Source organism: Nocardia alba NBRC 108234 (assembly GCF_001612665.1).
Lineage (GTDB): Bacteria > Actinomycetota > Actinomycetes > Mycobacteriales > Mycobacteriaceae > Nocardia > Nocardia alba.
Map to the genome: position 1 here is coordinate 1 of NZ_BDAX01000006.1, position 19,409 is coordinate 19,409.

18 protein-coding genes are annotated in these 19,409 nt (G+C 66.3%); 6 read left to right on the forward strand and 12 right to left on the reverse strand.

The window, feature by feature from the left end; all coding sequences use genetic code 11:
• Positions 1 to 172 precede the first annotated feature (172 nt).
• Entirely contained in the window at positions 173 to 2,053 is a 1,881-nt protein-coding gene (gene glmS, locus NA12_RS08440) for a glutamine--fructose-6-phosphate transaminase (isomerizing) (RefSeq protein ID WP_067448100.1), read from the reverse strand.
• Positions 2,054 to 2,089: 36 nt separating this feature from the next.
• On the opposite strand from glmS, the gene NA12_RS08445 reads away from it, so the two are divergent.
• From NA12_RS08445 to NA12_RS08460, 4 genes are all read left to right on the forward strand, one after another.
• On the forward strand, positions 2,090 to 2,944 hold the full coding sequence (locus tag NA12_RS08445) for a dienelactone hydrolase family protein (protein WP_067448102.1): 855 nt from the start codon (positions 2,090 to 2,092) through the stop codon (positions 2,942 to 2,944).
• Between the two features lie 382 nt (positions 2,945 to 3,326).
• Entirely contained in the window at positions 3,327 to 3,650 is a 324-nt protein-coding gene (locus NA12_RS08450) for a type VII secretion target (protein ID WP_084472535.1), read from the forward strand.
• Positions 3,647 to 4,285, forward strand: coding sequence for a WXG100 family type VII secretion target (locus tag NA12_RS08455; RefSeq protein WP_067448106.1), 639 nt, complete (start codon positions 3,647 to 3,649; stop codon positions 4,283 to 4,285). The genes NA12_RS08450 and NA12_RS08455 overlap by 4 nt, the downstream gene beginning before the upstream one ends.
• Positions 4,264 to 5,919, forward strand: a complete 1,656-nt coding sequence (locus tag NA12_RS08460; protein ID WP_067448108.1) for a TPR repeat domain-containing protein — start codon at positions 4,264 to 4,266, stop codon at positions 5,917 to 5,919. The genes NA12_RS08455 and NA12_RS08460 overlap by 22 nt, the downstream gene beginning before the upstream one ends.
• 926 nt (positions 5,920 to 6,845) lie before the next feature.
• Here the strand turns inward: NA12_RS08460 and NA12_RS08465 are convergent.
• The 5 genes from NA12_RS08465 to NA12_RS08485 all read right to left on the reverse strand — a co-directional run bounded on the left by NA12_RS08465 (position 6,846) and on the right by NA12_RS08485 (position 9,899).
• Positions 6,846 to 7,187: a hypothetical protein gene (locus NA12_RS08465; protein ID WP_067448110.1), complete on the reverse strand. Its 342-nt coding sequence runs from the start codon at positions 7,185 to 7,187 to the stop codon at positions 6,846 to 6,848.
• Positions 7,188 to 7,212: 25 nt separating this feature from the next.
• Positions 7,213 to 8,814 (reverse strand): hypothetical protein, encoded by a 1,602-nt coding sequence (locus NA12_RS08470; RefSeq protein WP_067448111.1) that lies wholly within the window; start codon positions 8,812 to 8,814, stop codon positions 7,213 to 7,215.
• A gap of 48 nt (positions 8,815 to 8,862) precedes the next feature.
• Entirely contained in the window at positions 8,863 to 9,177 is a 315-nt protein-coding gene (locus tag NA12_RS08475) for a type VII secretion target (protein WP_067448407.1), read from the reverse strand.
• Between the two features lie 130 nt (positions 9,178 to 9,307).
• Positions 9,308 to 9,616, reverse strand: coding sequence for a DUF6802 family protein (locus tag NA12_RS08480; RefSeq protein ID WP_067448113.1), 309 nt, complete (start codon positions 9,614 to 9,616; stop codon positions 9,308 to 9,310).
• Between the two features lie 91 nt (positions 9,617 to 9,707).
• Positions 9,708 to 9,899 carry a PspC domain-containing protein gene (locus NA12_RS08485; RefSeq protein ID WP_067448409.1) on the reverse strand — a complete coding sequence of 64 codons (192 nt, stop codon included), beginning with the start codon at positions 9,897 to 9,899 and terminating at the stop codon, positions 9,708 to 9,710.
• 198 nt (positions 9,900 to 10,097) lie between these two features.
• On the opposite strand from NA12_RS08485, the gene NA12_RS08490 reads away from it, so the two are divergent.
• Together NA12_RS08490 and NA12_RS08495 are read left to right on the forward strand one after the other, a co-directional pair.
• Complete coding sequence (locus tag NA12_RS08490; protein WP_424453549.1) at positions 10,098 to 11,684, forward strand: ABC-F family ATP-binding cassette domain-containing protein; 1,587 nt, start codon at positions 10,098 to 10,100, stop codon at positions 11,682 to 11,684.
• Positions 11,685 to 11,688: 4 nt separating this feature from the next.
• Positions 11,689 to 12,117 (forward strand): hypothetical protein, encoded by a 429-nt coding sequence (locus tag NA12_RS08495; RefSeq protein ID WP_067448117.1) that lies wholly within the window; start codon positions 11,689 to 11,691, stop codon positions 12,115 to 12,117.
• On the opposite strand, the gene NA12_RS08500 is transcribed toward NA12_RS08495, so the two are convergent.
• From NA12_RS08500 to NA12_RS08525, 6 genes are all read right to left on the reverse strand, one after another.
• Positions 12,114 to 12,473, reverse strand: a complete 360-nt coding sequence (locus NA12_RS08500; RefSeq protein WP_067448119.1) for a hypothetical protein — start codon at positions 12,471 to 12,473, stop codon at positions 12,114 to 12,116. The two genes, NA12_RS08495 and NA12_RS08500, sit on opposite strands and share 4 nt — an antisense overlap.
• A 162-nt stretch (positions 12,474 to 12,635) precedes the next feature.
• Positions 12,636 to 13,973, reverse strand: coding sequence for a phosphoglucosamine mutase (glmM, locus tag NA12_RS08505; RefSeq protein WP_067448121.1), 1,338 nt, complete (start codon positions 13,971 to 13,973; stop codon positions 12,636 to 12,638).
• Positions 13,974 to 14,138: 165 nt separating this feature from the next.
• Positions 14,139 to 14,663, reverse strand: a complete 525-nt coding sequence (gene rpsI / locus NA12_RS08510) for a 30S ribosomal protein S9 (RefSeq protein WP_084472537.1) — start codon at positions 14,661 to 14,663, stop codon at positions 14,139 to 14,141.
• On the reverse strand, positions 14,660 to 15,103 hold the full coding sequence (gene rplM, locus NA12_RS08515) for a 50S ribosomal protein L13 (RefSeq protein ID WP_022567307.1): 444 nt from the start codon (positions 15,101 to 15,103) through the stop codon (positions 14,660 to 14,662). The genes rpsI and rplM overlap by 4 nt, the downstream gene beginning before the upstream one ends.
• 176 nt (positions 15,104 to 15,279) lie before the next feature.
• Positions 15,280 to 16,635, reverse strand: coding sequence for a hypothetical protein (locus NA12_RS08520; RefSeq protein ID WP_243655053.1), 1,356 nt, complete (start codon positions 16,633 to 16,635; stop codon positions 15,280 to 15,282).
• Positions 16,636 to 16,780: 145 nt separating this feature from the next.
• Complete coding sequence (locus NA12_RS08525; protein WP_067448125.1) at positions 16,781 to 19,315, reverse strand: ATP-binding cassette domain-containing protein; 2,535 nt, start codon at positions 19,313 to 19,315, stop codon at positions 16,781 to 16,783.
• Positions 19,316 to 19,409: the final 94 nt, after the last annotated feature.

Sequence of the window (19,409 nt, forward strand, 5' to 3'; positions counted from 1 at the left end):
ATCAGGCGCCGTTGCTTGCTCCTTCGTCGCCTACGCAACGACACCTGATCGACGGGACGGCCGCGAACCCGGCCGCTGCGCGACCGGCCCCTCCCTAGGGGTCGGGGTTCTGGGGTTCGATTCGGGTTGGTTGAGCGTCGGCACGCTCGAGGTCGGGATTGCGGGGTCGGGCCTATTCGACGGTGACCGACTTGGCGAGGTTGCGGGGTTTGTCCACGTCGTAGCCCAGCGCCTGTGCTACCTCGGCGGCGAAGATCTGTAGCGGCACTGTGGACAGCAACGGCTGGTACAGGGTCGGGGCGGCGGGGATCTCGATCAGGTCGTCGGCGAACGGGCGCACGGTGTCGTCGCCCTCCTCGGCGATCACGATCGTGCGGGCGCCGCGCGCCTGGATCTCGCGAATGTTGCTGAGCAGCTTGGAATGCAGCACCGCGCGGCCCTTCGGCGACGGCATCACGATGATCACCGGCAGGCCTTGTTCGATCAGGGCGATCGGCCCGTGCTTGAGCTCGCCCGCGGCGAATCCCTCGGCGTGCAGGTAGGCCAGTTCCTTGAGCTTGAGCGCGCCTTCGAGCGCCACCGGGTAGCCCACGTGGCGACCGAGGAACAGCACCGTCGGCACATGCGCCAGTTCGCGTGCGATGGCCCGCACCTGCGGCGCGGTCTCGAGTACCCGGGAGATCAGCTTCGGCATCGACTCGAGTTCGGCGAACTCGCGGGCCACCTCGTCGGGGTACTTGGTCCCGCGCGCCTGCGCCAGGGCCAGACCGACCAGATAGTTGGCGGCTACCTGCGCCAGGAACGCCTTGGTCGAGGCGACTCCGATCTCGGGCCCGGTGCGCGTGTAGATCACCGCGTCGGACTCGCGCGGAATCTGCGCCCCGTTGGTGTTGCAGATCGCCAACACGCGCGCCTTCTGCTCCTTGGCGTGGCGCACCGCTTCGAGGGTGTCGGCGGTCTCACCGGACTGCGAGATCGCCACCACCAGTGTCGACCGGTCCAGAACCGGGTCGCGGTAACGGAATTCGCTGGCGAGCTCCACCTCCACCGGCACCCGGGTCCAGTGCTCGATCGCGTATTTGGCGAGCAAGCCGGAATGATACGAACTGCCGCAGGCGACGACGAACACCTTGTCGAACTCGCGCAGCTCCTGGTCGGCGAGGCGCTGTTCGTCGAGGACGATCCGGCCGCCCTTCTCGTCGATGACGAAATGCCCCAGCAGGGTGTCGGCGACGGCGGTCGGCTGCTCCTCGATCTCCTTGAGCATGAAGTAGTCGTGGCCGCCCTTCTCGGCGGCGGCGAGGTCCCAGTCGATGGTGAACGGCCTGCTGTGCACACCCTCGGTGTTGCCCGCGAAGTCGGTGACGCGGTAGCCCTCCGCGGTGATCACCACGGCCTGGTTCTGTCCGAGCTCGACCGCCTCGCGGGTGTGCTCGATGAACGCGGTGACATCGGAGGCGATGAACATCTCGCCCTCACCGACCCCGACGACCAGCGGCGTCGACCGCCGAGCCGCCACGATCGTGCCGGGATGATCGGCATGGGTGAACACCAACGTGAACGCGCCCTCCAGCCGCTGCAACACGGCATGGACACTCGCGGTGAACTCGCCCGCGGTGGGGCCGTCGGCGTACGCGCGCGACACCAGATGCACCGCGACCTCGGTATCGGTATCGCTGAGCAGCTCCACACCGGCTTCCTCGAGCTCGCGGCGCAGCGGCGCGAAGTTCTCGATGATGCCGTTGTGGACGACGGCGAGCTTGCCGGAGATGTCGCGATGGGGGTGCGCGTTGCGGTCGGTTGGCGCGCCGTGCGTGGCCCAGCGGGTATGCCCCATCCCGGTCGACCCGGCGAACCGCTCGGTGCCCGCCTCGCCGAGTTCGGCTTCCAGATTCGCCAGCCGTCCGGCCTTACGTTCGACCGCGAGAGCACCGTTTCCGTCGAGAATCGCGACCCCCGCGGAGTCGTATCCGCGGTACTCCATACGTCGTAACGCGTCGACGACAACGCCCAGCGCATCCCGGTATCCGACGTACCCCACGATTCCGCACATGGTCCCCCACCCTACTGATCGGATACTCTTCTCGCCGTGTCGGTGTCTGCAAAATCGCTCGTGAGCGCCCTGTCCATGCGCGGCCCCCACCGGGTGCTGCGTGGGAATCTAGGGATCGCAGGTCAGCCGGGTGTGGTGTACACGCCCGAGTCCGGACTTGACCTGCCCGCTGTCGCGTTCGCGCACGGCTGGCTGACCAGCGCCGAGAACTACAAGAGCTTGCTCGAGCACATCGCGTCGTGGGGTTTCGTGGTCGCCGCGCCCGATACCGAGCGCGGCCCGATCCCGTCACATCTGGACCTCGGCACCGACTTGCTCACCACGCTCGACATCGTCAGCAAGGTCCGGCTCGGTGACGGCACCATCAGTGTCCGCCCCGACCGTCTCGCCCTCGCCGGCCACGGTATGGGCGCGGGCGCCGCCGTGATCGCCGCAGCTCAACGCCGGGTCGCCACCGTCGTGGCGCTCTTCCCCGCACCGACCTCCCCCGCCGCGGAGAACATCGCCCCCGACCTCGACACGCCCGGCCTGATCCTGACCGGTGACGACCTCGACTCGGTCAGCTCCAACGCCCGCGCCCTCGCCGCGGCCTGGTCGGGCTCGTCGCTCCTGCGCACCATCGACGGCGCCTCCCACAACGGCATCATCGAAGGCCGTCGCCTCTTCGCCGCTCTCGGCGCGGGCCGCTACGAACACAAAACCGACAAGACCACCCGCGCCCTGGTCACCGGCTACCTCCTCGCCACCCTCCTCGCCGACAAGAAGTACGCGATCTTCGCCGACCCCGAAGCCGAGATCCCCCACACGAAGGTGGTCGACCCGCACGCGGAGGTCGAGGTCGAGGCACCGAAGTTGTCCATCGGCACGGTCGCCAAACTGATCCGGGGCTAGGCATCGCCAACCGAACTGCTGCGCAACACAGTTCAGATGTCGCCACGTTCCGGTGCGCCCGAATCGGTCCCAACTCCCAACCGGATTCCCATTTCCGCTGAGGATCAAGTCATCGGTTGCCCCGCGCGGTGATCACCGGCAATGCCTGGAAACGGTGTGGCTCTTCGACGCATCCGACGACACCCCATCGGTGTTGCATCGCAATGACAGCCAATCTCGCATAAATGCGTTGCAGCAGAGCCTTTTTGCGCCAAGCACCGAGTCGATGAACACTTGTAGAACTCGGTGACAGAGCCCGCTACCGAGCTGATGGCGCCACTACTATCGGTGGCCGAGCGTCGGGGGCGGTTCAACCTGGCGGGGGCTTTGGGACGGGGAATTCATGCAGGTTTCGCCAGCCGAACTGCGGGCAGTCGCAGTCGAGATGGATCGGATCGCCGACGAAGGGATCGGCCGGCTCCCGGTGATCGATACGCCGGGATTTCTGGGAACCCTCGGCGCCTTTATGGCCGGGTCGGATGTCGGGCCGGAGTTGGACAAGATCGAGCCCGCCCGTACCCGTAGCTTGAAGGTGGCCGGTGGACGGTATCGGGAACTGGGCGCGGTGTTGCGCGCGTCCGCGGACGCCTATACCGATTCCGACCTCGCCGCCGCCACGCGCATCGCCGCGCTCAGCGATCTGAACACCGGGGAGATGCCGCAGTGAAGCGACCGAATCCGGGTCTGGTTCGTTACTGGAACATCGATCTCGCGTCGACCGCGACTAAGGCGACGGCTATCGCCGACGGAATTCGCACCTCGGTCGAGCAGATGCACCGGGCCATTGACGCGATGAATTGGTCAGGCCAGGCGCGGCAAGCGGCGGACACCCGGTGCCAGCGCGAGGTGACGCAGATGCGGGTGCTCGCCGCCGCCTACGACGATCTGGCAACCGCGCTCAACAACGGGCATTCGCAGATGGGCCCACCGGTGTCCACCTTGCGGGCCGACTACGCCTCGCTGGTCAGCGACCGGTATATCGTCCATTTCGACTGGACCGTCGTCAATGAATCAGATGACGATGCGCGGAATCAGGAAGCTGCCAACCAAACCATTCGCCTGCAGCGTCTCGCCGACGAACTCGGATGGGCCGACCACAACTGTGCCCAAGCGGTAAGCAAGGCCGTCGACGCCATCAATCAGCTCACGCCGGAAACGGCCGGCCTGAATCCACGCCTCGCGCGCGAGGATGTCGACGCCTTCCGCAACGGGACCGCGACGACTGAGCAAATACAGCGGCTGCGCTGGGCGACGACGCTGAGCCCGGAGCAGATCGATGCATGGCCAGCGGCCAACAGGTAGTCATCCCCCAGCAGCAACTGGACTATCTGACGTCGGTGATGCGCGACCTCGACGGGATGTCGGTCACCCAGATCTCGCAGATCGGCGCTGGGCTGCCCAATGGTCAGGACAAAGTGGTGCAGGCCGGTCTTGCCGACGCCATCCAGTTGGCATCGAACCCACAGGTGACCTCGAGCGGCTTGACAGCGGCGCAGGGCGGAAAAGTCGGTGTGGATTTCGGTGGGTTGGGCGCTTTGCCCTCACAACTACGAACAACGCTCACCGAGGATCCGAAGAACTCGCTCACCAAGAAGGACGACCTGCTGACGGTGTCGAACATTCTCGGCAAGGGGTCCCCCTTGCTCGCGGAAGGCACCGACGCCGACCGCGCGCTGCTCAACCAAGCTGTCAATATCGCAAGTCGCGACAGCTATCCGGTGGTGCCGGGCGGAGCGGATGTCACGGGCTTTACCGACACGACGGACGACAGCATCGCCAGCAAAATACTCAGTCAAGCCGGTGGCGACCGGGCGGCGGTGCATGACCTCCTCACCGGACAAGGCATGGACGCCGTACTGGCGCCCGGGGAGAAATTCGACAACCAGGCTGCGATCGGCACCTTGCTGGACCACAACTGGCACGGATCCGATGATGGTGTCACCACGGTTCTGAAGACCATTGACGACAATGCCACATCATCGAACTCGCACGTGAATTCCGAGGCGGGTCAATCGGCTCGCCAGCTCGCGAATTATGTCTCGACCCACCGTGAAGCATTGCTGAATCTGACCGATGAGACCGGCGGTCCGGGAAATCTGCTCCAAGATCCGGTGAGTATCGGCAGCGCCAATCCGCAAATGACCGCCCAGCTCGGCGACACGCTGGCGAACTATATTCCCGCGATGGCTGGGGTACGCGACAGCGATCTGGCCGCTCACGGATTCTATGACAACAACGGCGGCGACTTCGATAAAAAGGCCATGACGAACGTTTTCGCCGTCATCGATTCCGACCCGGACGCGGCAAAACAGTTCAATGCGAATGCCTACCAGGCGGTCGCCGACCTCAATCAGAAGTTCGGCGCGACCGGCGCGACAGACTACTCGCTGGCAGAATGGGGTGCCCGCATCGACCAGGCTGCTCAGGACGGGGCTCTGCTCGAGATCGGCACCAGAGAAGCAGACGCGGCCACGGCGCAAAAGGAGAAAATGGCGCTATTCGACAGCGTTCGGGAGGTCGGGGCATTCGGCTTGAAGCGAATTCCGCTGGCTGGAGACCTACTGGAACTCGGCTGGAAATCGACATCGCCGGAGGTACGACTGGGTGCGTTGGGGACTGTTCCCGAGGTGGCAACCCATGTCGACACCTCGAACTATGGCAGCACACCGGCGCAGACATACAACATCTTGCAAGGTATCGCGAACTCGCCCGGGCATCCCGACCTTCGGTCCGACCCCAACATCGGCCGCTACTTTGATCAGGAGACCGGCCAACTCCGTTCCTTCGATGAGATTCGCCACGAGGGCGGGAGACCCGCGGGCACGAACCTTCCCGAACTGAACACGAACGTAGCGAAGTACGCCCCCACTGTGTCCGAATATCGTGACCGATGGGACAGCGGACACGGTCGCGAGCCCGGTGACGCTCCGAAATGAGACGTTACGCAAGGGCGCTGGGCGCGGGGTTGCCGGTCATCACTCTGCTCGTGTTGAGCGGCCTCGCTGGTGATGTACCGAGGCCGCCCCACATCTGGAAGGACCGATACCAGTACAACTTCCGTTGGGCGTCACCTTCGGGCGTAGATCTGAATTCGGAAATCGCGATTCAGGTTCGGTCCTATGTCGAGACCGCGTTTCTGAACGGAGCGGGTGAGACAGACTGGCGCGAGATATGGAAACGGATGGGAGTCGCCGAGAACCAGCTTTTCAGCCCGCTCGCGCTGCAGTTCGACGAACGCGCAACCGACCCCGATTGGACGATTCGGGGTACGGCCTACGCTTCCTTGACTGCTGTCCAGCGGCACGACATCCCACCACCGTACGATCGACGGACTCCCCCGAATCGGTGGTATTTGACTGCGACGGTGTGTGTTTGGGGCACCGGATTGGCGTACGGCGATATGTCCGGGGAGTACTACTCGGGTCGGTACGCGGCCTTACGTTCGGGCAGGCTCGAGCTGGTCTTCTCGCTGCCCGGTGGTGGGGTAGCCGATCCTGATGCCCGAATCTCGGGGCCAGCTCGGTACCCCACTCGCGACTACTTCGGCGACTGGATCCAGTCGTGGCGGGTAGTCACGCCAGACCTCGAACGAGGTTCCGGCAACCCTGAAACATGTCGGCTCCCTTCCGAGTTCCCCGACGCGCTCGACCCAGGCGAGTATGTCGAGAAACCCTCGGTGCGAGTCCCCCCGCCCGAGGTACTTCCGCCCTACCCCGGCTGGCCCGAATAGGTCGCCACGGCGCACATCCGTTCTCCGCCGAGCCGTCAGTTGAGCTCGGAAACCACGTTGCGCGAGGCAGCACCGTCGACCCCTACTACGTGTCGGCGGCGCTGCCGTCACTCATCGCCGGTACTGAAACGCTCAGACGAGCCAACTCTTGCGCTGGTAGTACTCGGCTTCGGGATCGTCGTCGTCCAGGGGAGCAGCGCGGTCATTAGCCCGTCGAGCGGCGACGGACCGGGCGATGGCTTCGCGCTGCTCTCTTGCCGCGGTTTCCTGACGCTCGCGTTCCTCCGCTTCGATCCGTTCCCGCTCTTCGGCTTCGGCAGCTTCGCGCTCCCTGGCCGCATGAATCTCGGCGAGGATCTCGTGACCATTGTTGCGCACGGCGAGGCTGCTGCGCATCTCGTCGTACTCGTCGTCCAGAATCTGCACCCGGCGAAGGAACTCGTGAGCGCCTTCGTCGATCCGCGATCGACTCATGACGAAATCCTCTCAACTCGTTGATTCACAGCGGTCCCGCCTCCGACAACACCGCACCGCTGTCACCCGGATCGGGTTGTTGCTGACCCACCGGGTACTGCTCCGCCCAGTGCTCGCCGTCGGGCTCGTTGTCCGCGCTGGGCCCGGCGGCGGTCCCCGGCACACCCTCGGCGGCATAGCCTTTGGCGTTGAGCGAGCCGGTCGGGTTGGCCGTCGCGCCCGAGGACGTCCCCTGTTCGGCATCCTCGAGATCGGTCGGGCCCTGACCTGTGCCGGTCTCCGGTGTGCCCGAACCGATTGCGCCGCTGGACTGATCGTCGCTGATCACCGGAATGCCGTTCGCGTCCAGCGTCATGCCGTATTCGTGGGAGTTGCCAGCGGAATCGGTGGTACTCACCGTGAGTTGGCCGTTCTCATCGGTTCCCACACTGACCTGGGTGCCGTTCAGGTCGAATGTCGCGCCACCGGACAGCAAGCTGCTCAACTGGCTGGATATCGACGCGAAACCCTCTTGGACCGAGGTACTGAGCGAGGTGAGGCCGGAACTGATCGTCTCCGCTGTGGTCGTGACAAGCGATTCGAGTTCGCTCACCGAGGACACGAGCGAGGTGAGGCTGGACACCACCTCGCTGACCGTATCGGTGATGTCGCTGATCGTATCGGTGATGTCGTCATCATCGTCGTCATCATCATCATCGTCGTCCTTGGTGGTCGACGGATCCTCGGTGGTCGCCGGTTTGGTCGACGTGTCCTCCGTTGTCGTCGGTGTGCCACCGGTCGACGTGGTGTCGCCCTTGGACGTATCTTTCGTTGTGGGCTGTTCCGTTGTCACAGGTGTCTGCGGCTTGCTCGACTCCTGCGGCATCGGGTAAGCGCCGGTATCCAGCTTGTTCAGGGCTTCGACAAGAACACCATAAATTCGACGAACTTCGGTGTCGACCTCTTTACACAGCTGAATGAATTTGTCGTACGTTGCGTGGACGTGCGGCATGAAGATATCGACCAGCCACTGCTTCGCCTTCTTGCCTGCGTCAGAATCCGGTTCATACGCTACTTCTTGTATGTATTCATCGATCGCGGTGCGGCTCATCCCACTGCTGTTCTGCTGCGGTATGTCAGGCGTATTGGGTGACCAAAAGCTCTGGACCGTAACCGCTTTGTGCCGCACAGCAGTGCGCAGCGCGGTCGCGGCATTGCTGAGCTCCAGTGATATCGTCGCAGCTTCGGTGCGATCTTGTTCGGCACGCATAATCTGCGTATTCAGCATATTGGACGCGGAGTCGCCCGCCTGCCCCTGCCATATCGACGGCAACGCGGAGAGCTGCCGTCGCTGCTCGTCGATCTCGCCGGGCAATTTAGCCATTACCTTGGACAGCGCCGTGGACATCCGATCGATTGCCGCGATATCCATACCGCGTTCGGTATCGTATTTCGCGTAGATCGAATCGAAATCACTGTTCGCTCCCGCGAGCAATTCTGCCCGAGCGGGAGCATGAGTAGCAGCTGACGCCCGTCCGTAGCGCGGCAGATATTCGACGAAATACTGCAAACCTTCCGCACCGAGGTCGAGCATCTCGTCGGCGCCACCGCCGGTAGGAATATTCGCCCAGGTCGGGGTGTCAGCCATGGACGCCCCCGGACACCACGGCCGGATGTGTCGACACGATCGCGCGCATCACAGGTTCACCCCGGCGGCGGTGATCTTCTTGACGTTGGCATCGTCGACCGTCGCGTACGTATCGGCGCTGGTCCCGAACTGAACGCCCGTCTTGTCGATCGCGGTCTGCCAGTTCTTCAACCAGGTCTCGACCTTGCCGATCACACCCCCGACCTTCGTCCCCTCGGCACCGTAGTCGCGACCGGCTTGCGCGGCGGTGAAGGACCAGCCCTTGACATCGGCCGAGCAGGTCCCGATGTCGGCTGCCGACGCCTTCAAGTTCGACGCGGCCTTACGCAGAGCCGTCGGGTCGACAGTCACTGAATCGCCCACTTCCCCCTCCTTCTGGTCGAGCGCCGGCAGGCGCACTACTCCCTTAGACGCGCCACAACCGGGATCGGTTCCACGATCACACGACGAATACCGCTGTGCTCGGATTCGATCACAGCGGCACCCTCGTGCGCTACTTCTCCAAATTCCCCTGATCGGTCTTGCGCCACTCCGATGTCCCATCGGGATGGCGGTGGTACTCCCACGCGGCGTAGTCGCCGTCTTCCTCGACGACGGTGACGTGATCGGCCAGGCCGTCGTGGTCGTAGTCGGACCAGATGCTGGTCGAGTCGGCGTCGCTGGTGGAGAGGGAGTCCACGACGCCGTCGTGGTCGAGGTCGAGGGATGGGTTGTTCAGCTCGACGGGGCCGAGGCCACCCAGGGACGAGTGGGCATCGATGTCGGGTAGGCCGAGGCCGGGGAACTCACCCGAGGTGACCATGACTGCTCCTCCAACGCAAAACTCGCGGATGACGACGTGGCGGGGTTGCGACCATCTTGTCATCCGCGAGCCGTCGCCGGACGGTTCGGGTCTACTTGCTCGGGATGAGGATCCACAGCGCCAGGTAGATCAGGAACTGCGGGCCGGGAAGCAGGCACGACACGACGAAGACCAGGCGGACGATGCTGGGGTTCCAGCCGTAGCGCTCGGCGAGGCCACCGCAGACGCCTGCGATCCACTTGTTGCTGGTCGAACGGGTGAGGCGGCGGGCGGGGGCGGTCATGGTGTTGCCTTCCTGTGGAGCGGTGATGTCTCCACTGTGCCGTCGCGGCGCCACCGCCCGCATCGGTCCACAGACCCATACGCACCCTGATTTCGACGGGCCCCGACCTCAGGGTCGGACCCCGAGACGGGCACAATTGTCGAGGTGAGCACGACATTGCACGCCAGCGGCCTGTCCGCGGGGCACGCCGAACGGACCCTGTTCGCCGACCTCGATTTCACTCTCGCCCCCGGCGATGTGATCGGGCTGGTCGGGGTGAACGGCGCGGGCAAGTCGACGCTGCTGCGGATGCTGGCCGAGCGCCGGCCGGGCGAGGGCACCATCGCGTTGAGCCCGCCGGATGCGACCGTCGGCTATCTGACGCAGGAGCCCGAGCGCATCGAGGGTGAGACGGTGCTCGAATTCCTCTCGCGTCGAACCGGAGTCGCGCACGCCCAGCGGGTGATGGACGCCGCGGCCGAACGCCTCGGCGACGGCGGCGACGACGACTACTCGCCCGCGCTGGAGCACTGGCTGGCGCTGGGCGGGGCCGATCTCGATCAGCGCGCCGAGGAGGTCGCCGCGGATCTGGGCCTGACCCACGGCTTGGCCGGCGGGCTCGACACCCCGATGACGGGGCTGTCCGGCGGCCAGGCCGCGCGCGCGGGGTTGGCTTCGGTGTTGTTGTCGCGCTTCGACATTCTGTTGCTCGACGAGCCGACCAACGACCTCGATCTCGACGGCCTGGACCGGCTGGAACGGTTCGTCACCGGTGTGCGCGTACCGCTCATGGTCATCAGCCACGATCGAGAGTTCTTGGCGCGCACCGTGAACAGCGTCCTCGAACTCGATCTGGCCCAGCAGCAGACCGGCTTCTACGACGGCGGCTACGACTCCTATCTCGCCGAACGCGAGATCGCTCGCAAGCACACCCGCGAGGCCTACGACGAATTCGCCGACACCAAAGCGGGTTTGGAGTCACGTGCGCAGATGCAGCGCAATTGGCTCGAGCACGGCGTGCGCAACGCGCGGCGCAAGGGCAAGAACGACTCCGACAAGATGGGCCGCAAGACCCGCGCGGAATCCACCGAGAAGCAGGCCGCCAAGGCCCGCCAGACGCAGCGCCGGATCGAACGCCTCGAGGTGGTCGACGAGCCGCGCAAGGAGTGGGAGCTGCGCATGGAGATCGCGACCGCCCCGCGCAGCGGCGCGGTGGTGGCCACCGCCAACAACGCCACCCTCGCACGCGGCGAGTTCACCCTGGGCCCGATCACCACTCAGATCGACTGGGCCGACCGGATCGTGCTCACCGGCGCCAACGGCTCGGGCAAGTCGACCCTGCTCGGGCTGCTGCTCGGCAAGATCGCACCCGATTCCGGTTCGGCCGCACTGGGTTCCGGTGTCGAGATCGGCGAGGTCGACCAGGCGCGCGGGCTGTTCCGCGGTGCCGACGCGCTGGCCGACACCTTCGCCGCGGCGATGCCGGACTGGCCCGATGCCGAGGTCCGCACGCTGCTGGCCAAATTCGGCCTGCGCGGTCCGCACGTGACCCGCGCCTGCGACACGCTGTCCCCCGGCGAACGCACCCGCGCGGCGCTGGCCCTGCTCCAGGCGCGCGGGGTGAACCTGCTGGTCCTCGACGAACCGACCAACCACCTCGACCTGCCCGCCATCGAACAACTGGAGCAGGCCGTCGAATCCTTCACCGGCACGTTGATTCTGGTGACCCATGATCGCCGGATGCTGGATTCTGTTCGTGCCACCCGCCGTTGGCATATGTCCGGTGGGCTTCTCAGCGAGGAATAGACGCATGGACTACGCATTAGGTATCGACACCCGAATCACCCTGCTCGTCACCGGATTCCTCTTCCTGAGCGCGTTGCTGCTCGGAGTGTGGAAGTACCACGGCATCCGGGTCGACGGCGCGGCGCACGTGTATGTCGACATCGCCCACCGCGCCGCGCTGATGTACTCCTTCGCGGGGATCCTGCTCGCGGTATTCACCGAGCTCAGCGCCTGGCCGACGATCGTCAACCTGACCGCCGACCTGGTGGTGCTCGCGTTCTTCGCCGGTGCGATCGCCAGCTACGCCCTGCACGGGCTGCGCCGCGACACCACCAATCAGTTCGGCGGGAAGCGGATTCCCACCGAACTACGGCTGTCGATGTACGGGCTGATCGCGGGCGAGATCGGCGGCTTCGCAGTGTTGTTCAGTGGTTTCGTCGCCGAACAGTTCTAGAACGACTGCACCACAGCGGGTTCGGCCGCACCGAACAGGTCGATGTCGGAGCCGAGCTTGGCCCCGATCAGTCCGGCGCCCAAGGTGACACCGAGCACAGCGAATACCGCGATGGCCGAACGCGAGCGCGGCATCCGTGGCGCCGCGAAAGCCCGGGGGCGTGGCGCCTCGGCGACCGATTCATAGCCGGACTGACCGTAACCCTCGTCCCGAATCGGCACGGTGGGCGAATACCCCTGCGGCACTTCGCGGCACCCCGGCCGACCACAGGCCCCGCCACAGCGGTGCGGCTGGTCGGCCTCGCCGTACTCGTACGGGTACTGGTCCTGGTAGTTGCGGGCAGGCGGCGGCACCATGATCGGCCCCCTTCGAATCGTGCTGCGCGCCAGAATAATCGCCTGCGCCTAGCAGCACACACGCGCTACGGGGCACACAGGTCCTAACGGCGTACCCCTGATACTAGTTGGGCCTCGTGGAACACGCCACAGCGACGATCGCCGGAATGGTCGTCCCGACGACTAGACCGCGGCGACCCGCTTGGCCAGATCGTCAGCCAGCGCACGCGCCTGCGCGGGATCGGTGGCCTCCACCATCACCCGTACCAACTGCTCGGTCCCGCTGGGCCGCAACAGCACTCGCCCGGTCTCCCCCAGCATCCGCTCGGCCTCCGCGACCGCCTCCAGCACCTCGGGCGCGACCGCGACAGCGCCCTTGTCGGACACCGCGACATTGATCAACACCTGCGGCACCGTGGTCATCACCGACGCCAGCGAGGCCAACGTGGCCTTGGTCTGCGCCATCCGCGCCATCAACCGCAGGCCGGTGAGCACCCCGTCGCCGGTGGTGCCGAACCGCGGGAACACCACATGTCCGGACTGCTCCCCGCCCAGGCTGTACCCGCCGCGACGCAACTCCTCGAGCACGTACCGGTCGCCGACAGCGGCGGTGATCACGGTGATCTCGGCAGCGCGCATCGCGATGTGCAGGCCGAGGTTGCTCATCACGGTGGCGACGAGCGTGTTGTCGACCAGCTCGCCCGCTTCCCGCATAGCCAGCGCGAGCACCGCCATGATCGCGTCACCGTCGACGATCTCGCCCGCCGCGTCGACGGCGAGGCAGCGATCGGCGTCACCGTCGAGCGCGATGCCGAGGTCGGCGCCGTGTTGCAGGACCGCGCGCCGCACGGTGCCCAGATGGGTCGAGCCGCAACCGTCGTTGATGTTGAGCCCGTTGGGTTCAGCGTTGATCGCGATCACCGTCGCGCCCGCCTCCCGGTACACCTGCGGGGCCACCTCGGCGGCCGCGCCGTGCGCGCAGTCGACGACAACGGTGAGCCCGGACAGATCCTGGCCGGTGGATTCGAGCAGATGCTCGACATAGCGTTCGTGCGTGCCCTCGACGGTGTAGTCACCACGCACCCGGCCGATGCCCGCGCCGGTCGGGCGCACGGTGACGCCTTCGGCGATCAGGGCCTCGATCCGCGCTTCGATCGCGTCGTCGAGCTTGTGCCCACCCGCCGCGAAGATCTTGATGCCGTTGTCGGGCATGGGGTTGTGCGAGGCGGAGATCATCACGCCGAAGCACGCGTCGTACAGGCCGGTCAGGTAGGCCACGGCCGGAGTCGGCAGCACGCCCACCGAGAGAACATCGACGCCGACGGAGGTCAAGCCCGCGGTGACAGCGGCCTCGAGCATCTCGCCGCTGGCGCGGGGGTCGCGACCGAGCACCGCGACCGGGCGCTTCTTGCCGCGGATGAGCACCTGCGCCGCCGCGGCGGCCACGCGCATCGCCAGCTCCGGGCTCAGCGACTCATTGGCGAGCCCGCGAACACCGTCTGTGCCGAACAGCCGTCCCATAAAAACCCTCTACCAGTCGTAGGTCCCCGAATACAGCACGAGAGCAGGCAACCAGCGGTGCTGGAAGCCTGCTCTCGCACACAAGCTCCGCCGACCAGGCCCATCCCCACTCGCGCGGGGAGCATACCTAGCGTATGCGAAGGCCAGGAGTCGACAGTGCGTAAATCAGCGCTTCGAGTACTGAGGCGCCTTACGGGCCTTCTTCAGGCCGTACTTCTTACGCTCGGTGGCACGCGGGTCACGCGTCAGGAAGCCGGCACGCTTGAGCGCGGGACGGTCGTCCGGGGTGACCTCGATGAGCGCGCGGGCGATGGCCAGACGCAGAGCGCCTGCCTGACCCGACGGGCCGCCACCGACCAGGCGAGCGAAGATGTCGAAGTTCTCGACACGCTCGACCAGGACCAGCGGGGACTTCACGAGCTGCTGGTGCACCTTGTTCGGGAAGTAATCCTCGATGGTGCGGCCGTTGAGCTCGAAGTTGCCCGAACCGGGCACCAGGCGAACGCGGACAACGGCTTCCTTGCGGCGGCCGACGGTCTGCACCGGGCGGTCGATGGTGATCGGCTCGAAGGCCAGCTCTTCCTCGACGTATTCGCCTTCGGCGTAGCCTTCGCCGTCTTCGACGATCTCGACGACGACCTCATCGGTGGCGTCGAACTCTTCGGCTGCGAACTCTTCAGGAGCGGTCACTGGGCCACCTGCTTGATCTCGAACGGAACCGGCTGCTGCGCGGCGTGGGGGTGGTTCGGGCCTGCGTAGACCTTCAGCTTGCCCGCGATCGCGTTACCCAGCTTGTTCTTCGGGATCATGCCCTTGACGGCCTTCTCCACGAGACGATCGGGACGGGTCGCCAACACCTCGCCGACAGTGCGCGACTTGAGGCCGCCCGGGTGTCCGCTGTGGTGGTGGATGAGCTTGTCCTGCTTCTTGTTGCCCGAGATGGCAACCTTGTCCGCGTTGATGATGATGACGAAGTCGCCACCATCGACGTGGGGTGCGTAGGTCGGCTTGCCCTTGCCGCGCAGCAGGCCAGCGGCCTGCACGGCGAGACGGCCGAGGACTACGTCAGTGGCGTCGATGACGTACCACTTGCGGGTGACGTCACCCGCCTTGGGGCTGTACGTAGGCACAGTCGTTCCCTGTCTGTCGTCGGTGTTGCCGGCCCTGATGTGTGGATCGAGACTGTCCTGGCGGCCGGTGGAGACCCAGGACATCGAGGAGACGCCGATCCGCGAACGGTTCGACGCTCCACACGCCAACCGGCAACGATACCAGCCACGCATCACCGACCCGCAATCGGGAGGTGCTAGATCACCACTGGCGGACCCGGGTCGGTCGCCCGCGCGGGACCGGGAATCAGATAGCGCAGGGTGTCGGTGCCGGGGTTGACGCAGGCGGACTCGTCGACCAGCAGGCCACGCGCGGTCTCGACACCGTCGCGCGGGACCATGTTCGCGTAGGGGGTGAACGCGCAACTCGCCGGTTCAGCGGCGGAGGCGACGGCGGAATCCGGCTGGAACGCGACCAGCGCCAGCGCGCCGACCACCGCCGGTGTGCCGAAGAAGCCCTTCTTCACCTTCCCGAGCAGTTTCGCGCGGCGATCCTCGCCCGCGTCGTTGTCGTCGAGAGCGTGCCGCGGTGCGCCTGCGGGCGGACCGGAACTCGGCGGGGGTTGCGTGACGGGCGGACCGGCGACGAATCCGGCCGGTCCCGGTGGCTGGGCGGCGGGCGGTGCCGTGGGCTGCGCACCCCAGCCGACCTGTGCGGCGACCGACTGACCAGGATGTCCCGAGTCCGGATAGTCGTCCTCCTCGTCGTCGGCCTCTGGCTCGGTGACCAGCAGATGCGCGGCGCCGAGAACCAGCGCGTGCATCGGATGGTCGGCCACGTGCAGACGCTGGCCCAGATGGTTCTGGAAGGCGAGGCGCAGGGCGTCGTTGAAGCAGACGTTGCCCGCGAGCAGCACGGTCGAGGTGTCGGCGCCGATCGAGCGGGCCGCGGCCATCGCCTCGATCACCACATTGTCGGCCGTGCGGGCCTCACGCAGCGCCTCGGCGCCGACCGAGACCTCCGTCGATTCGGTCGGCTGTTCGTCGTCGCCGTGCACCGCGACGACCAGCAGCGAGCGACCGTCGGAGTAGATCCCGGTGGCGCCGATGCCGGTGCGGTGTCGCTCGCTGGGCGGGGAGACCAGGCCGAGCGCGCGCACATAGCCCGAGAGCGCGACGCTCTCCGGCAGTGGTTCCACGGTCACGTCGAGTTGCTCGACCAGCGCCGCGTACACCTCGACCTTGTCCTCGGGCCAGCTGTCCGGATAGGGCAGCGCCACCAGTTGTGGCTTCCCCTGGAGGTACTTGCCGATCGCGGCCAGCGGGTTGTAGAGCCGGGCCCGGAAGACCAGCTCGGCGGGCCAGGTGGCACCGGCGATCACGATCTGCGGGTGGCCGAGGATGTCGCGCACATCGGCGATCGCCATCCCCAGGTCCGGTCGCTGCCGGTCGACGCCGGCGGTATGCAACCGGCCCGCGGCATCGGCGAGCAGGTAGGCGGGCGGGGTATAGGTGCCCTCGACCTGTACCGGGCGGACCGGGGTCGCGCCGCCACCCGCGGCCACGGACACCACGTCCCACCCCAGATGTAGGGCCCCAACTCGAACGGTCACAGGACCAAGTGTGCCCGGTCGATGACAGACCCGCGCATCTCACCCGAATAAACGATGCTGACCTGCCCGATCATGCTGTGCACATCGCGGCATGCTCGGGCGCCCTGCGTGGTTACGCGAGCTGCCGCCTCCGGGCGCTGACCGATCATGCCTGTGACTTCTTCAGCCGGAGCCGGCTCCACGTGAACAGAGCGAGGATCGACGTGATCACGACGAGCATCACGATGTCGAGGATCCAGATCCCCGCACTGTGCGCCCACAGCGGATCGTCCTGCGACCCGAAGACCAGCTTCGTCAGATCCACCGTCGACGCGCCGGCCGCGTAACCCCAGCGGGAGGGGAACAGGTACGAGATCTGCTCGAGGCCGACCCGGTCGGTCACCGGGATCAGGCCACCCGCCATCACCAGCTGCACCATGATCATCACCACGAGCATCGGCATGACCTGCTCGTTGGACTTGGCCAGACTCGACATCAGCAGACCGAACACCACGCAGCACACCGCGGTCATCGCGATATCGAAATACAGCTCCACGCTGCCGTTCGGGATCAACGCCCCGGCGCCCGGCGGCTTCTTGCCGATGAATGTGATACCGATCAGCACCGCCGACTGCAGGAACGCGGTCACGCTGAACACCACGATCTTGGCCATCAGATACGCCGAGGGCAGCAGGCCGACCGCGCGTTCACGCTGGAAGATCGACCGTTCGCCGACCAGGTCGCGCACGCTGAGCGTGGCGCCCATGAAGCACGCGCCCAGGATCAGCACCACCAGCAACTGCTGGGCCTCACCGCCGCTCTCGCGCCCGAACGAGCCGTCGGGTAGCTGCACCAGCGCGCCCTCGGTGAACCCGTCACTGCCCGGAACCACCAGTGACAACGCGCCGAGGATGAACGGCAGCACCACCAGGAAGATCAAATAGCCCCGGTCGGAGAAGATCAACCGCAACTGCCTGCGCGACAACGTGCTGAACTGGCGCATCGCACTCGACTGCGGCGGCGCGCCCACGTTGCCGCGAGTGGGCTGCGCGGGCGGCGGTGGCGGCACATAGGCCTGTCGGGATCGGTATTTCGCGAAAGCCTGATCGGGATTGGCCGCGACCTCGGCGAAGATCTCCGCCCAGTCGCTCGTCCCCATCGCCGCGCCGACCCCACCGGGGTGACCGGCGAACGCCGTCTTGCCACCGGGGGCAAGCAGCACCACCTGGTCACACATATCGAGGCAGGCGACCGAGTGCGTCACCACGATCACCACGCGACCGGCGTCGGCCAGTTCGCGCAGCATCTGCATGACCTGCCGGTCCAGCGCCGGGTCCAGACCCGAGGTCGGCTCGTCGAGGATCAGCAGCGACGGACCGGTGAGCAGTTCCATCGCCACCGACGCGCGCTTGCGCTGGCCGCCGGAGAGCCGGTCCACCCGGGTATCGGCGTGCTGGGTGAGCGAAAGCTCTTGCAGCACACCGTCGATCACCTTCTGCCGATCGGACTTGGTGGTATCCGGCGGCAGTCGGAGCTCGGCGGCGAAACCGAGCGCCTGGCGGACCGTGAGCTGACGGTGCAGCACGTCGTCCTGCGGCACCATGCCGATGCGCGAACGCAGCGCCTCGTACTCGGCGTGCAGGTTGCGGCCCTCGAAGGTCACTACACCGCCGGAGGGCTGGGTATTGCCCGCGATCAGCTTCGACAGCGTCGACTTGCCCGCGCCCGACGGTCCGATCAGCGCGGTCAAGGTGCCCCGCCCCGCCGTCATGTTCACATCGACGAGCAGCTGTTTGTTGTTCTCGACCGTGAACCCGACCCCGTGCACCGACAGTCCCTGCTCGGCGACCGGCTTCTGCCGATGCGCCAGCGCGCCCTGGGTGACGACGAAGTCGATATTGCCGATGGTGACGATGTCGCGCTCGCGCAGCACCGAACGCTGCTGGCGGTGACCGTTGACGAAGGTGCCGTTGGCCGAGCCGAGATCCTCGATCACCAGGCCCTCGGGCGAGGCCAACAACTTCGCGTGCGCGCGCGAGGCCAGCGGATCGTTCACCACGATCTGGTTGTCCGAGGTGCGGCCGATGCTCAAGCCGCCGGGCGGAATGCGATCACCGCGCGCGACCGGTTCGGTCGAGGCGGCCTTGCGGACCGGCGGCAGCATCGACGAATCGGCGCGGCGGGTCATATTGATGTTGTCCTGCGGCTGCGCGGGCAACTGCGAGGTCGGTACGTATTGCGGTGGCTGTTGTGGCGGGCGCGACGGCGGCTGGAAACCCGGATACGGCTGCTGCGGACGCGGTTGCTGGTGGTGAGGTTGCTGCTGGTGCGGCTGTTGCTGCGGTTGCGACGGCGGCGCGACCATGGTCGCCGCGTGGCGCGCCCCAGGCGCCGCGGGGACCAGGTGCAGCAGCGGCCCGGTGATCGCGTCACCCAGGCGAACCTGGGTCGGTCGGTCGATCGAGACAGGCTGATTCAGCCTGCGCGCGTCGACGAAGACGCCGTTCGTACTGCCGTTGTCGGCGAGCACCCAGGCGCCGTTGCTGAATCGAAGAGTGGCGTGCACACGAGAGACCAGCGGGCTGTCCACGAACAGGGTGACCTCGGGCGCGCGGCCCATGGTGATCTGCTGACTCGCTTCGAAGACTCGTTCGGTTCCATCATGGCGCACGGTGATGGTCTGCGCCCCCGGTGAAGACATGGAGCGGATACTATGCCATCGTCCGGACATCGGCGGTGCCCCCGAGACGGCTCGACGCCCGATCCGGCGATCGACCTGCACGTGAATCCGGCCG

Bases quoted from the DNA above. Each gene is read 5' to 3' on its own strand.
- glmS (WP_067448100.1), bottom strand. From the start codon at position 2,053: ATGTGCGGAATCGTGGGGTACGTCGGATACCGGGATGCGCTGGGCGTT.
- NA12_RS08450 (WP_084472535.1), top strand. From the start codon at position 3,327: ATGCAGGTTTCGCCAGCCGAACTGCGGGCAGTCGCAGTCGAGATGGAT.
- NA12_RS08460 (WP_067448108.1), top strand. From the start codon at position 4,264: ATGGCCAGCGGCCAACAGGTAGTCATCCCCCAGCAGCAACTGGACTAT.
- NA12_RS08465 (WP_067448110.1), bottom strand. From the start codon at position 7,187: ATGAGTCGATCGCGGATCGACGAAGGCGCTCACGAGTTCCTTCGCCGG.
- NA12_RS08470 (WP_067448111.1), bottom strand. From the start codon at position 8,814: ATGGCTGACACCCCGACCTGGGCGAATATTCCTACCGGCGGTGGCGCC.
- NA12_RS08480 (WP_067448113.1), bottom strand. From the start codon at position 9,616: ATGGTCACCTCGGGTGAGTTCCCCGGCCTCGGCCTACCCGACATCGAT.
- NA12_RS08485 (WP_067448409.1), bottom strand. From the start codon at position 9,899: ATGACCGCCCCCGCCCGCCGCCTCACCCGTTCGACCAGCAACAAGTGG.
- NA12_RS08495 (WP_067448117.1), top strand. From the start codon at position 11,689: ATGGACTACGCATTAGGTATCGACACCCGAATCACCCTGCTCGTCACC.
- NA12_RS08500 (WP_067448119.1), bottom strand. From the start codon at position 12,473: ATGGTGCCGCCGCCTGCCCGCAACTACCAGGACCAGTACCCGTACGAG.
- glmM (WP_067448121.1), bottom strand. From the start codon at position 13,973: ATGGGACGGCTGTTCGGCACAGACGGTGTTCGCGGGCTCGCCAATGAG.
- NA12_RS08525 (WP_067448125.1), bottom strand. From the start codon at position 19,315: ATGTCTTCACCGGGGGCGCAGACCATCACCGTGCGCCATGATGGAACC.